Genomic DNA, 13238 nt, shown 5'->3' with positions numbered 1-13238 from the left:
GCGGCGCTGCTCCGGCGGGGGTGAGAGGTGCGTCCCCGGTGGCCGGGGGCCCGCCTCCGCGAGCGGTCGCGACGGCGCGCGGGTACGCGAGGGCGGGGACACGGCGGGAGCGGGGGCACGGGAGCGGAGGGACGCGGCAGCGGGGGCACGGGAGTGGGGACACGGCGGGAACAGCAGCCGCCGTTCGCGCGGGGCCGGGAAGGGCGGTCGCCGTCCACGCGGCACGGGGAGCGGCAGTCGCGCCGTCCACGCCGGGCCGGGGTACGGCAGCCGTCCACGCGGCGCCGGGAACGCCAGTCGCCGTACACCGCCCCGCCGGAACGGGGTGGCATACGGCGACGGCGACCGTGGGGAAGGCGGCAGGTATCCCGCGGCTCAGGCCGCGGCCGGCACCGTCACCTCGGCCGGGGACAGCGCGATCCGCAGGACCTGGCGGACGTCCGTCACGGGGTGCACCTCCAGCTTCTCCAGCACCTCGGCCGGGACGTCGTCCAGATCGGCCTCGTTCCGCTTGGGGATCACGACCGTGGTGATCCCGGCGCGGTGCGCGGCGAGCAGCTTCTGCTTCACACCGCCGATGGGCAGCACCCGCCCGGTCAGCGACACCTCACCGGTCATCGCCACGTCCGTGCGGGCCTGCCGGCCCGAGAGCAGCGACGCCAGCGCGGTCGTCATCGTGATGCCCGCGCTCGGCCCGTCCTTCGGGACCGCGCCCGCCGGGAAGTGGATGTGCACGCCGCGGTCCTTCAGATCGCCGACGGGCAGCTCCAGTTCCGCGCCGTGCGAGCGGAGGAAGCTCAGTGCGATCTGTGCGGACTCCTTCATCACGTCGCCGAGCTGACCGGTGAGGGTCAGTCCGGAGGCACCGGTCTCCGGGTCGGCCAGCGACGCCTCGACGTAGAGGACGTCGCCCCCGGCGCCGGTGACCGCGAGCCCCGTCGCCACGCCCGGCACCGCGGTACGGCGCTCCGCCGGGTCCTGGGCGGACTCGGGCACATGGTGCGGCCGGCCGATCAGCGCGCGCAGGTCGCCGTCGCCGACGGTGAACGGCAGCTCCCGCCGGCCCAGTTCGTGCTGGGCCGCGACCTTGCGGAGCAGTCTGGCGATCGCGCGCTCCAGGTTCCGCACGCCCGCCTCCCGGGTGTACTCGCCCGCCAGCCTGCGCAGCGCGGACTCCTCGAGGGTCACCTCGCCCGGCTCCAGACCGGCCCGCTCCAGCTGGCGCGGGAGCAGGTGGTCCCGGGCGATGACGACCTTCTCGTCCTCGGTGTAGCCGTCGAGCCTGACCAGTTCCATGCGGTCGAGCAGCGCCTCCGGAATGGCTTCCAGGACGTTGGCCGTCGCCAGGAAGACCACGTCCGACAGATCGAGCTCGACCTCCAGGTAGTGGTCGCGGAACGTGTGGTTCTGGGCCGGGTCCAGGACTTCGAGCAGCGCCGCCGCGGGGTCGCCCCGGAAGTCGGAGCCCACCTTGTCGATCTCGTCGAGGAGGACCACCGGGTTCATGGTCCCGGCCTCCTTGACGGCGCGGACGATCCGGCCGGGCAGCGCGCCGACGTAGGTCCGCCGGTGACCGCGGATCTCCGCCTCGTCCCGGACGCCGCCCAGCGCGACACGGACGAACCTGCGCCCCATCGCGTGCGCGACGGACTCGCCGAGCGAGGTCTTGCCGACACCGGGCGGGCCGACGAGGGCGAGGACCGCGCCGCCGCGGCGGCCGCCGACCACGCCGAGGCCCCGGTCGGAACGCCGCTTGCGGACCGCGAGGTACTCGGTGATCCGTTCCTTCACGTCGTCCAGGCCCGCGTGCTCGGCGTCCAGGACGGCCTTGGCCCCGCGGATGTCGTAGGCGTCCTCGGTGCGTTCGTTCCAGGGCAGTTCGAGGACGGTGTCGAGCCAGGTGCGGATCCAGGAGCCCTCGGGGTTTTGGTCGCCGGCGCGCTCCAGCTTGTCGACCTCCTTGAGCGCGGCCTCGCGGACCTTCTCCGGGAGGTCGGCGGACTCGACCCGGGCGCGGTAGTCGTCGGACTCCTCTCCGTCGGACTCGCCGTGGAGCTCGCGCAGTTCCTTGCGGACCGCGTCGAGCTGGCGGCGCAGCAGGAACTCGCGCTGCTGCTTGTCGACGCCCTCCTGGACGTCCTTGGCGATCGACTCGGCCACGTCCTGTTCGGCGAGGTGCTCGCGGAGCTGTTCGGTGGCGAGCCTGAGCCGGGCGGCCGGGTCGCTGGTCTCCAGCAGCTCGACCTTCTGCGCGGTGGACAGGAAGGGCGAGTAGCCGGCGTTGTCGGCGAGCGCCGCCACGTCGTCGATCTGCTGGACGCGGTCCACGACCTGCCACGCCCCGCGCTTGCGCAGCCAGCTGGTGGCGAGGGCCTTGTACTCCTTGACGAGTTCCGTGACCGAACCGGGCAGCGGGTCGGGCAGGGCCTCGTCGATGAGGGTGCCGTGGATCCAGAGGGCGGCGCCGGGACCGGTCGTACCGGCGCCGACGCGTACCCGGCTGTGACCGCGGATGAGGGCGCCGGGGTCTCCGTCGGAGAGCCGCCCGACCTGCTCGACGGTGCCGAGCACACCGGTCGCGGCGTAGGTGCCGTCGATCCGGGGGACGAGCAGCACCCGCGGCTTCCCGGGCTCCGCTCGTGCTGCTGCCTGGGCGGCTTCCACCGCGGCCCGTACGTCGTTGTCGGACAGGTCGAGCGGCACCACCATTCCGGGCAGCACGACCTCGTCGTCGAGCGGAAGCACAGGCAGGGTGAGCGGTGTGGGCGTCGAAGCCATGATCTCCCCTTCGGCAGTCAAGTTGAGTTACATCGACTCAATGCAAAGGGTGTCCCCGATGTTCCCGGGGTGGTGTTCGCTGTGAGCGATCCCCCTCGTCACGTCCGCGACGACAGGTGCACCGGCCGGGCGGCGGGTTCATCGACCACGTGGACGGCCTCGGCCACACCGGCGAGACCTCGGTCACACCGGCGGGACCCCGGTCACACCGGCGAGGCCGCGGTGCCACGCCACGACCACGGGTCCACGCCGAGGCCACGGTCAGCGGGGCCGGCTCCCCGGCCAGGGTCTCCGGCCGGGCCTGCGGCCGGTTCTCCGGCAGGGCTCTCCGGCCGGGGTCTGCGGCCCGGTTCTCCGGCGGCACGGCGACGACTCTCCCCCGTGGCGCCGCGCGCCCACCGCCGGGGCCGCGCAACACCGACCGGACCGCGGAACACCGCCGGGGCCGCGCAACACCGACCGGACCCCGGAACACCGCCGGGGCCGCGCAACAGCCCGTAATCTGAGGGTCCATGGACCCCCTCAGCCACGCCACCGGCCCCCGGACCCTCGACCGGCGGGAAGGACCGTACGGCGAGGTGGTCCTGCGCGAACGCCGCGGCCCCGACGGGGAGATCCACGAGATCATCGCCAACGGCTGCTTCCTGATGGACACATCGGACGGCCGCTCGGAGCGGCTGCTCATGGACGCCGCGTACGCGGCCCTCGCCGGCCGCCCGGACCCGTCCGTGCTGATCGGCGGGCTGGGAGTCGGCTTCTCCCTGGCCCGCGCGGCCGCCGAACCCGGCTGGTCCCGGATCGCCGTCGCCGAACGGGAGCAGGCGATCATCGACTGGCACACCACGGGCCCGTTGAGGCACCTCTCCGCCGCGGCACTCGCCGATCCGCGCACCACCGTCCTGCACACGGACCTGGTGGCGCATCTCCACAGCACCTCGGACACGTACGACGCGCTCTGCGTCGACATCGACAACGGCCCCGACTGGACCGTCACCGAGGGCAACGGCGGCCTCTACGCACCGGACGGACTGAGGGCCTGCGCGCGGTGCCTGAACCCCGGCGGGGTGCTCGCCGTCTGGTCGGCACAGCCCTCCCGGACATTCGAGCAGACGTTGCGGAATGCCGGATTCAGCGGGGTAAGAACCGAAGAGGTCGTGGTTGCCCGAGGCGTACCCGACGTGGTCCACCTGGCAGTTCGCCCTGCGTAGCCGGGACCTGCTCGGTGCCTTTACGCTGCCTACCTGACACACCGATCTACACGCAGCTCGCAGTGCGCGACAGGGGCGGGGCGATGGAGCAGACACACACCAGCAGCAACGGCGCGGCGGTGCACCCGACCGGAAGCGCCCAGCGCCGGGTGCTGGTCGTCGAGGACGACACCACCATCGTCGACGCCATCTCGGCCCGTCTGCGCGCCGAGGGCTTCCTGGTCCAGACCGCGGCCGACGGCCCGTCGGCCGTGGACGCGGCCGAGGCCTGGCAGCCGGACCTGATGGTCCTCGACGTGATGCTGCCCGGCTTCGACGGTCTCGAGGTGTGCCGCCGGGTCCAGGCGCAGCGCCCGGTCCCGGTACTGATGCTCACCGCGCGTGACGACGAGACCGACATGCTGGTCGGGCTCGGCGTGGGCGCCGACGACTACATGACGAAGCCGTTCTCGATGCGCGAGCTGGCCGCCCGGGTGCACGTGCTGCTGCGCCGGGTGGAGCGCGCCGCGCTGGCCGCGGTGACACCGCGCAGCGGGATCCTGCGCCTCGGCGAGCTGGAGATCGACCACGCCCAGCGGCGCGTACGGGTCAGGAACGAGGACGTGCACCTGACACCGACCGAGTTCGACCTGCTGGTCTGCCTGGCCAACACGCCGCGCGCGGTCCTCTCCCGCGAGCAGCTCCTCGCGGAGGTCTGGGACTGGGCGGACGCCTCCGGCACCCGCACGGTCGACAGCCACATCAAGGCGCTGCGGCGCAAGATCGGCGCCGAGCGGATCCGCACGGTCCACGGCGTCGGGTACGCCCTGGAGACCCCGGCGCCATGACCCGGCGGAGCCGGCCCCGCTCCCGGCTGGGCGCGGTGGAGATCTCGATCAAGACCAAGCTCGGTGCGCTGGTGGTCATGGCGGTGCTGATCACGACCGGGCTGGCGCTGGTCGCCTTCCGCACCGGGGCGGAGCTGCGCTACATCACGGTCTTCGCGATGATCACCACGCTGCTGATCACCCAGTTCGTGGCGCACGGGCTGACCGCTCCGCTGGACGAGATGAACACCGTCGCGAAGTCGATCTCCCACGGCGACTTCAGCCGCCGGGTGCGCGGCGACGGGCGCCGCGACGAGCTCGGCGACCTCGCCTCCACGATCAACCGCATGGCGGACGACCTGGAGGCCGTGGACCGGCACCGCAAGGAGCTGGTCGCCAACGTCTCGCACGAGCTGCGCACCCCCATCGCGGCCCTGCGTGCGGTGCTGGAGAACGTCGTGGACGGCGTCTCGGCCGCCGACCCCGAGACGATGCGCACCGCCCTGAAGCAGACGGAGCGGCTGTCCCGGCTGGTCGAGACGTTGCTCGACCTGTCCCGGCTGGACAACGGGGTCGTCGCGCTCAAGGCCCGGCGCTTCGAGGTCTGGCCCTATCTGTCCGGGGTGCTGAAGGAGGCCAATCTCGCCGCCGGGCAGCGCCGGCTGCCCTCGGGTTCCGGCAACCACACCCGGAAGGACGTCCATCTGCACCTGGACGTGTCGCCGCCCGAGCTGACCGCGCACGCGGACGCGGAGCGGCTGCACCAGGTCGTGGCGAACCTGATCGACAACGCGGTCAAGCACTCCCCTCCGCACGGCCGGGTCACGGTTCGCGCCCGCCGGGGCGCCCTGGCCGAGTCCCTGGACCTGGAGGTCCAGGACGAGGGGCCCGGGATCCCCGAGTCGGAGTGGCACCGGGTCTTCGAGCGGTTCAACCGGGGCAGCGCCCCGTCGAAGCACGGCCCGGGCAGCGACGGGGGCACCGGCCTGGGCCTGGCCATCGCCCGCTGGGCGGTGGAGCTGCACGGCGGCCGCATCGGAGTGGCCGAATCGACGCGCGGCTGCCGCATCCGGGTCACCCTCCCGGGAATCCCCTCGTCGCACGGTTGACGTAGGGTTCGAAGAGGAGCGAAGCCCGTGGCGAACCGGACGGGCGCGTCCTGCGTCCCTGTGCCCGGGGAGCAGGGCACGGGTGCGGCCGGGTGGCCGCAGCCGCGCTCCGCCGTACCCGGTCCGCAGGGGAACCGCGCTTGTTTCCCGCCAATTCCTACGCCGAAACCGGTTGCCAGGTGTGACTTAGGCGACGAAGACCACGCCCGGCCTGCACCTCCCCACCGCGTAGGCGTAGCCTTTATTTCCGCTGTCCATCACCTTGTGAAGCGGAAGAGGGCGGTTGCCGCCGTGTCGTCTCAGTCCCCCAGTAACTCGAGTACGTCGACCGACCCCGACGGGCAGGGGAAGAACCCCGCTGCCGCGTTCGGGGCCAATGAGTGGCTCGTCGACGAGATCTACCAGCAGTACCTCCAGGACCCGAACTCCGTCGATCGCGCGTGGTGGGACTTCTTCGCCGACTACAAGCCGGGCGGCGGGGCCACCAGCGAGGCCGCGCCGACGCCGCCCGCTCCGACGAACACGACGGCCGCGACGGCCACGCAGACGCCGGGCACCGCACAGGCTCCGGCGCCCGCGGCCCCCGCCGCGCAGACCCCCGCCGCACCGGCGCCGGCACAGGCCGCCCCGGCACAGGCCTCGGCGCCGGCACAGGCACCGGCGAAGCCCGCCGCGGCCGCGAAGCCGGCCGCCGCTCCGGCCAAGCCCGCGGCCCCGGCCGCCGACGCCGGCAAGGCTGCCGACGGCCCGGAGATGCTGCCGCTGCGCGGCCCCTCCGCCGCGGTGGCGAAGAACATGAACGCCTCGCTGGAGCTGCCGACGGCCACGTCCGTCCGCGCCGTCCCGGTGAAGCTGCTCTTCGACAACCGCATCGTGATCAACAACCACCTGAAGCGCGCCCGGGGCGGGAAGATCTCCTTCACGCACATCATCGGGTACGCGATGGTGCAGGCGATCAAGGCCATGCCGTCGATGAACTGGTCGTACGGCGACAAGGACGGCAAGCCCGTCCTGGTCAAGCCCCCGCATGTGAACCTCGGCCTCGCCATCGACCTGGTGAAGCCGAACGGCGACCGGCAGCTCGTCGTCGCGGCCATCAAGAAGGCCGAGACCATGAACTTCTTCGAGTTCTGGCAGGCATACGAGGACATCGTCCGCCGCGCCCGCAGCAACAAGCTGACCATGGACGACTTCAGCGGCGTCACCGTCTCGCTGACCAACCCCGGCGGCCTCGGCACCGTCCACTCCGTGCCGCGGCTGATGCCCGGGCAGTCGGTGATCATGGGTGTCGGCTCGATGGACTACCCGGCCGAGTTCCAGGGCACCTCCCAGGACACCCTGAACAAGCTGGGCGTCTCCAAGGTCATGACCCTGACCTCCACGTACGACCACCGGGTGATCCAGGGCGCCGCGTCCGGCGAGTTCCTGCGGATCGTCGCCAACCTCCTCCTCGGCGAGGACGGCTTCTACGACGACATCTTCGAGGCGCTGCGCATCCCCTACGAGCCGGTCCGCTGGCTCAAGGACATCGACGCCTCGCACGACGACGACGTCACCAAGGCCGCCCGGGTCTTCGAGCTGATCCACTCCTACCGGGTCCGCGGCCACGTGATGGCCGACACCGACCCGCTGGAGTACCGCCAGCGCAAGCACCCCGACCTGGACATCACCGAGCACGGGCTCACCCTGTGGGACCTGGAGCGCGAGTTCGCCGTCGGCGGCTTCGGCGGCAAGTCGATGATGAAGCTGCGCGACATCCTCGGCGTCCTGCGCGACTCGTACTGCCGCACCACCGGCATCGAGTTCATGCACATCCAGGACCCGAAGCAGCGCAAGTGGATCCAGGACCGGGTGGAGCGCCCGCACGCCAAGCCGGAGCGCGAGGAGCAGCTGCGCATCCTGCGCCGGCTGAACGCCGCGGAGGCCTTCGAGACCTTCCTGCAGACCAAGTACGTCGGCCAGAAGCGCTTCTCGCTGGAGGGCGGCGAGTCCGTCATCCCGCTGCTCGACGCGGTCATCGACTCGGCCGCCGAGTCCCGCCTCGACGAGGTCGTCATCGGCATGGCCCACCGCGGCCGGCTCAACGTCCTGGCGAACATCGTCGGCAAGTCGTACGCGCAGATCTTCCGCGAGTTCGAGGGCAACCTCGACCCGAAGTCGATGCACGGCTCCGGCGACGTGAAGTACCACCTCGGCGCCGAGGGCACCTTCACCGGCCTGGACGGCGAGCAGATCACGGTGTCGCTGGTCGCCAACCCGTCGCACCTGGAGGCGGTCGACCCGGTCCTCGAGGGCGTCGTCCGCGCCAAGCAGGACATCATCAACAAGGGCGGCACGGACTTCACCGTCCTGCCGGTCGCCCTGCACGGCGACGCGGCCTTCGCGGGCCAGGGTGTCGTGGCCGAGACCCTGAACATGTCGCAGCTGCGCGGCTACCGCACCGGCGGCACGGTCCACATCGTCATCAACAACCAGGTCGGCTTCACCGCCGCCCCGGAGTCGTCGCGGTCGTCGATGTACGCGACCGACGTGGCCCGCATGATCGAGGCGCCGATCTTCCATGTGAACGGCGACGACCCGGAGGCGTGCGTCCGGGTGGCGCGGCTCGCCTTCGAGTTCCGCCAGACGTTCAACAAGGACGTCGTGATCGACCTCATCTGCTACCGCCGCCGCGGTCACAACGAGGGCGACAACCCGCAGTTCACCAACCCGCAGATGGTGAACCTGATCGACAAGAAGCGTTCGGTGCGCAAGCTCTACACCGAGTCGCTCATCGGTCGCGGCGACATCACGCTGGAAGAGGCCGAGCAGGCGCTGCAGGACTTCCAGGGCCAGCTGGAGAAGGTCTTCGCGGAGGTCCGCGAGGCCACCAGCCACCCGGCCCCGGCCCAGGTCCCGGACGCGCAGGCCGAGTTCCCGGTGTCCGTCACCACGGGGATCTCCCAGGAGGTCGTCAAGCGGATCGCCGAGTCCCAGGTCAACGTCCCCGAGAGCATCACCGTCCACCCGCGGCTGCTGCCGCAGCTGCAGCGCCGCGCGGCCTCGGTCGAGGACGGCACGATCGACTGGGGCATGGGCGAGACCCTCGCCATCGGCTCGCTGCTGATGGAGGGCACCCCGGTCCGGCTCGCCGGCCAGGACACCCGCCGGGGCACCTTCGGCCAGCGCCACGCGGTGCTGGTGGACCAGGAGACCAACGAGGACCACACCCCACTGCTCTACCTGTCCGAGGACCAGGCCCGCTACAACGTCTACGACTCGCTGCTCAGCGAGTACGCGGCGATGGGCTTCGAGTACGGCTACTCGCTGGCCCGCCCCGAGTCGCTGGTCATGTGGGAGGCCCAGTTCGGCGACTTCGTCAACGGCGCCCAGACCGTCGTCGACGAGTTCATCTCCTCGGCCGAGCAGAAGTGGGGCCAGACCTCCGGCGTCACCCTGCTGCTGCCGCACGGCTACGAGGGCCAGGGCCCGGACCACAGCTCCGCCCGCCCTGAGCGCTTCCTCCAGCTGTGCGCGCAGAACAACATGACGGTCGCCATGCCGACCCTGCCGTCGAACTACTTCCACCTGCTGCGCTGGCAGGTCCACAACCCGCACCACAAGCCGCTCATCGTCTTCACCCCGAAGTCGATGCTGCGTCTGAAGGCCGCGGCGTCCAAGGTGGAGGAGTTCACCACCGGCGGCTTCCGCCCGGTCATCGGCGACACCGGGGTCGATTCGGGAGCGGTGAACGCGGCCGACGTCCGCAAGGTCGTCTTCTGCTCCGGCAAGGTCTACTACGACCTCGAGGCCGAGCGGCAGAAGCGCGGTGTCACGGACACGGCGATCATCCGCCTGGAGCGCCTGTACCCGCTGCCGGGCGCGGAACTGCAGGCCGAGATCGCCAAGTTCCCGAACACCGAGAAGTACCTGTGGGTCCAGGAGGAGCCGGCGAACCAGGGTGCCTGGCCGTTCATCGCGCTCAACCTGATCGACCACCTGGACCTGGCGGTCGGCGCGGACATCCCGCACGGCGAGCGCCTGCGCCGCATCTCCCGCCCGCACTCCTCGTCCCCGGCGGTGGGCTCGGCGAAGCGGCACCAGGCGGAGCAGCAGCAGCTGGTCAACGAGGTCTTCGAGGCCTGACCCCGCCTGAGCACCGCTGCGGCGGTACGCACCGGACGGAAGGGCCCGGCCCCACGCGAGCGATCGCGTGGGGCCGGGCCCTCGGGCGTACGCGGCGACCGCTACGGCGTGTGCCGCGCGGGACCGCGAGCCGGTCTACGCGCTACTGCAGTCAAGAGCCGGGCGGCTGGTGCTGGTGCCGTTGCTCGCACCGCTGGTCACCGCGGCGTTCGTCGGGCCACCGTGTACACGGTGGGGCCGGTCAGCCCTGCCCCTGCGCCGTCGCCGTCGCCGTCGCCGTCGCCGTCGAGCATGTCCAGGACCTCGAAGCCGGCTCCCTCGGCGTAGCGTTCGAGTTCCCGGGGGAACAGGACGCGCCTGCGGATCTCGTCTCGGGCCTCGTCGCCCGAGGGGAGCATCCAGTGCCGGTGCATGGTGTTGATCTGGGTCCGCAGGTCCCACGTGTGGCGGATGGTGACGGTCGCGGGTCCCGTCGGGGTGTCGACCGTGGCGGTGGTCGGCTCGGTCCGGGTGATCGGGGCGACGGGGGAACACAGCACGAGCAGCGCTCCTGGCTGGGCGTGGGCGGCGAAGGTGGCGAAGACCTGGCCGACATCGTGGTTGTGGTGCGCGTACGCGAGGCTGTTGCCCATGCAGGTCACCACGTCCATGCGCTTGCCGAGTCGTACGGTACGCATGTCGCCGGTACGGACGTCCAGTCCGGGCCGGGCCTGCTGGGCGTAGTCGACCAGACCGGGCTGAAGGTCCACACCGATGCACTCGTAGCGCTTGGCGAGCATCTCCAGGTCCCGGCCGGTACCGCATCCGAAGTCGACGAGGGTCCTGGCGCCCGGCTGGTGCAGCTCGATCAGGGTCTGGCACATTCCGGCGCTCGTGCTGTCGGACTGGACCACGTCGTAGAGTGCCGGATCGCGATAGAGGAGGTTGGTGGCTTCCACGTGCTCGGCTTCCGTGTCGGGGCTGGTCACACGAGGCTTCGCAGCCCGACCTCCAGGGCGAGCACATCGCACAGCAGATCGGGGACGACCGGCGCGGAGTCGGCGTTCCTCCGTGCCTGGGCGAGAACCTTGCCGTCAACGTAGCCGAGGTCCACCAGGATGGACTCCTTGAGCATGCTGTCCAGGACGGGCAGCCCGCAGGACCGCAGCCCCTTCTCCAGGACGGCCAGGAAGTTCTCCGGTTCGGCCGGCGCGGCCACCCACTCGGGCAGCCCAGCCCGTCTGATCCGCTCGCGGAACAGCGCCTTGCCGCGCTTGTACTCGTGTGGCAGCTGCTCCATGAACCGCACGATCCGCGGGTGGGCGAGCGGGCTCACCGGCCAGATTCCGGCCCGGAGGAATCCGGGGTTGTGCATCCCGAACGCCATCAGGGTCGGTACGGGCAGCACCGGGATGGGGGCCAGGTACTCATTCGCCTCGGAAAGCGCTCGGACCGCCTTCTTGCCGAGCCACGGCACGGGTTCCGGCGTCGGCAGTTCGACCTGCGTCCTGGAGTGGTGTGCGTTGATCTCGTCCCCGCCGCTGCCCGTGAACATGACCTCGCATCGCCGGGCGGCTGCCTGCTCGCGTACGACGTCGAACGCCTCCTGGTAGAAGGCTCCGGCCGGATCGTGCGGCTTGCACAGGGAGCGTACGCCTCCAGGGCAGAAGGGTGGGTGCTGCATGGCGGGGGTGGCCGTGTCTCTGAAGCCGCAGTGCTCCACAAGGACCCGACGCCGCTCGCGCTGTTGCCTGCCGGTGCTTCCTCCCACCAGCAGGCCGAAGCTGTACACATCCGGGAAGCGGGCCGCCTTCACGGCCAGGGCGACGTTCCCGGAGTCCGCGCCGCCGGACAGTTCGACGCCCACGCATCCGGTTGCCGTCGGCGCCTGACGGATCACGTCGGTCAGCAAGTCGTCCAGTGCGGCTAGCGGATCAACCCCGAGCCGGAGCATACGTGGTTCAAGTACGTGTTCGGCGGGCTCGGGGTAGTGAATGTTGAGCCCGTGAGAGGTCAGGGTGGCCGCTGCCCGTTCGGTGAGGCGGTAGACGCCTTCGAAGAGCGTCTCGGACGTGTAGCGGTGCTGCCTCGTCAGCGTGCGGGCGACAACGCGCGGCACCAGGCGGTCGGCCCGCAGATGCAGTCGCAGCAGCGTCAGGTCCCAAGAGGCGTGGAGCTCGCCGGCCTTCTCTGCCAGGTAGAGCGGGGCTGTGCCGAAGACGCCCGCCGCCAGGCGGGCTTGTCCGGGCTCCATGGTGAGTTCGACGAAGTCGGCCTCGTCCCCCCTGCACTCCTTCACGCGGACCCGTACGCGCGGCGCTCGGTCGTCGTTGACCTCCATGACCAACGTGGACACGTTCGCGGGCTCGATCCAGCTCTCGCCGTTGCCCCAACGGCCGCCCTCAGACCGCCACTTCGGCTCCTGGAGATCGGCCAGGCGCAGACGCATCGACAACATACAGTCCCCTTCCGATGTCGTGCGGCGGGGCGGGGCCGCGCACGGCCCCGCCCCGCCTGGCGTCAGCCCTGGATCACTTGCTGCAGTGGTCGCCGTTGTTGTCGCCGCCGCCCGGCATCTTGTCGAGCAGCACGGCTTCGACGGCCGGGACGCCGGTGATCAGGTCGCCGGTGAACAGCTCGTCCACGTTCATCGTTTTCTCCCTTACGGTTTCAGTGGACTCCGCAGCTGGTGCTGCGGAGTTGGACCCGTCCGGCTGCCGGACCCTTGCGAAGATGGCAGCCGGACGGGGCGCCCACCGCTTCCGGCGGCGGGCCCTCCCTCGTCACGGGTGGGGAGCCTGGATGCGTGACGGGGAGGAGTCAGGTGGGTGTGGGTGCGGCGGCGACACCCAGGACGAAGCCGACCGATACCGAGATGGTGATGATCAGGACTGGTCCGGCGTAGCGGCCGACGGCTGCGGCCAACCGGTTCACAGCCGCTCTCCACGGCTGCGCTGGTTGGCTTCGCGTACTGCGACGCTCAGCTTCTCCGCGCCGTACTCGGGCGTGGCACTGCGGTGCTGCGGGCAGAGACACGGCGAGAACCGGCTCGAACCCGGTGGCAGGTCCGCGCCCTCGTAGGTGTTGATCCTCAACACCCCGTCCATGCCCCGTTCCTCGGTCATCCGGGCCAGACGGGCCCGTGCTTCGCTTCTCATCCCTCAGCCCTTCAGACGACGGCTGCGGCGAGGACTCGCCGTTGCCTGCTGTCTCTACGCAACCGCACGACCACG

At 71.1% G+C, this 13238-nt stretch carries 8 protein-coding genes; 4 read left to right on the top strand and 4 right to left on the bottom strand.

From position 1 onward, the window contains the following. Positions 1-375: 375 nt before the first annotated feature. Positions 376-2778: an endopeptidase La gene (lon, locus tag DDW44_RS20710; protein ID WP_108907329.1), complete on the bottom strand. Its 2403-nt coding sequence runs from the start codon at positions 2776-2778 to the stop codon at positions 376-378. Between the two features lie 512 nt (positions 2779-3290). Between lon and DDW44_RS20700 the strand changes: the two genes are divergently transcribed. The 4 genes from DDW44_RS20700 to DDW44_RS20685 all read left to right on the top strand — a co-directional run bounded on the left by DDW44_RS20700 (position 3291) and on the right by DDW44_RS20685 (position 10026). Then, positions 3291-3986 carry a spermidine synthase family protein gene (locus tag DDW44_RS20700; protein WP_108907327.1) on the top strand — a complete coding sequence of 232 codons (696 nt, stop codon included), beginning with the start codon at positions 3291-3293 and terminating at the stop codon, positions 3984-3986. A gap of 83 nt (positions 3987-4069) precedes the next feature. Continuing rightward, complete coding sequence (locus tag DDW44_RS20695) at positions 4070-4813, top strand: response regulator transcription factor (protein ID WP_017947063.1); 744 nt, start codon at positions 4070-4072, stop codon at positions 4811-4813. Continuing rightward, positions 4810-5901 (top strand): HAMP domain-containing sensor histidine kinase, encoded by a 1092-nt coding sequence (locus DDW44_RS20690; protein ID WP_108907326.1) that lies wholly within the window; start codon positions 4810-4812, stop codon positions 5899-5901. The genes DDW44_RS20695 and DDW44_RS20690 overlap by 4 nt, the downstream gene beginning before the upstream one ends. A gap of 291 nt (positions 5902-6192) precedes the next feature. Next, the gene (locus DDW44_RS20685) at positions 6193-10026 is read left to right on the top strand and encodes a multifunctional oxoglutarate decarboxylase/oxoglutarate dehydrogenase thiamine pyrophosphate-binding subunit/dihydrolipoyllysine-residue succinyltransferase subunit (protein WP_108907325.1); all 3834 of its coding nucleotides are present in this window, start codon (positions 6193-6195) and stop codon (positions 10024-10026) included. A gap of 197 nt (positions 10027-10223) precedes the next feature. Here the strand turns inward: DDW44_RS20685 and DDW44_RS20680 are convergent, their stop codons facing one another. The 3 genes from DDW44_RS20680 to DDW44_RS20670 all read right to left on the bottom strand — a co-directional run bounded on the left by DDW44_RS20680 (position 10224) and on the right by DDW44_RS20670 (position 13163). Further along, positions 10224-10994, bottom strand: coding sequence for a class I SAM-dependent methyltransferase (locus tag DDW44_RS20680; protein WP_208647990.1), 771 nt, complete (start codon positions 10992-10994; stop codon positions 10224-10226). Continuing rightward, the gene (locus DDW44_RS20675; RefSeq protein ID WP_208647989.1) at positions 10991-12463 is read right to left on the bottom strand and encodes an asparagine synthetase B family protein; all 1473 of its coding nucleotides are present in this window, start codon (positions 12461-12463) and stop codon (positions 10991-10993) included. Before DDW44_RS20675 ends, DDW44_RS20680 begins: the two co-directional genes overlap by 4 nt. A 472-nt stretch (positions 12464-12935) precedes the next feature. Continuing rightward, positions 12936-13163, bottom strand: a complete 228-nt coding sequence (locus DDW44_RS20670) for a hypothetical protein (protein ID WP_244224073.1) — start codon at positions 13161-13163, stop codon at positions 12936-12938. Between the last annotated feature and the right edge of the window lie 75 nt (positions 13164-13238).

Source organism: Streptomyces tirandamycinicus (genome assembly GCF_003097515.1).
GTDB classification, from domain to species: domain Bacteria; phylum Actinomycetota; class Actinomycetes; order Streptomycetales; family Streptomycetaceae; genus Streptomyces; species Streptomyces tirandamycinicus.
Note: the sequence above shows the minus strand (reverse complement) of the source record. Positions and strands in the feature narration are given on the sequence as shown.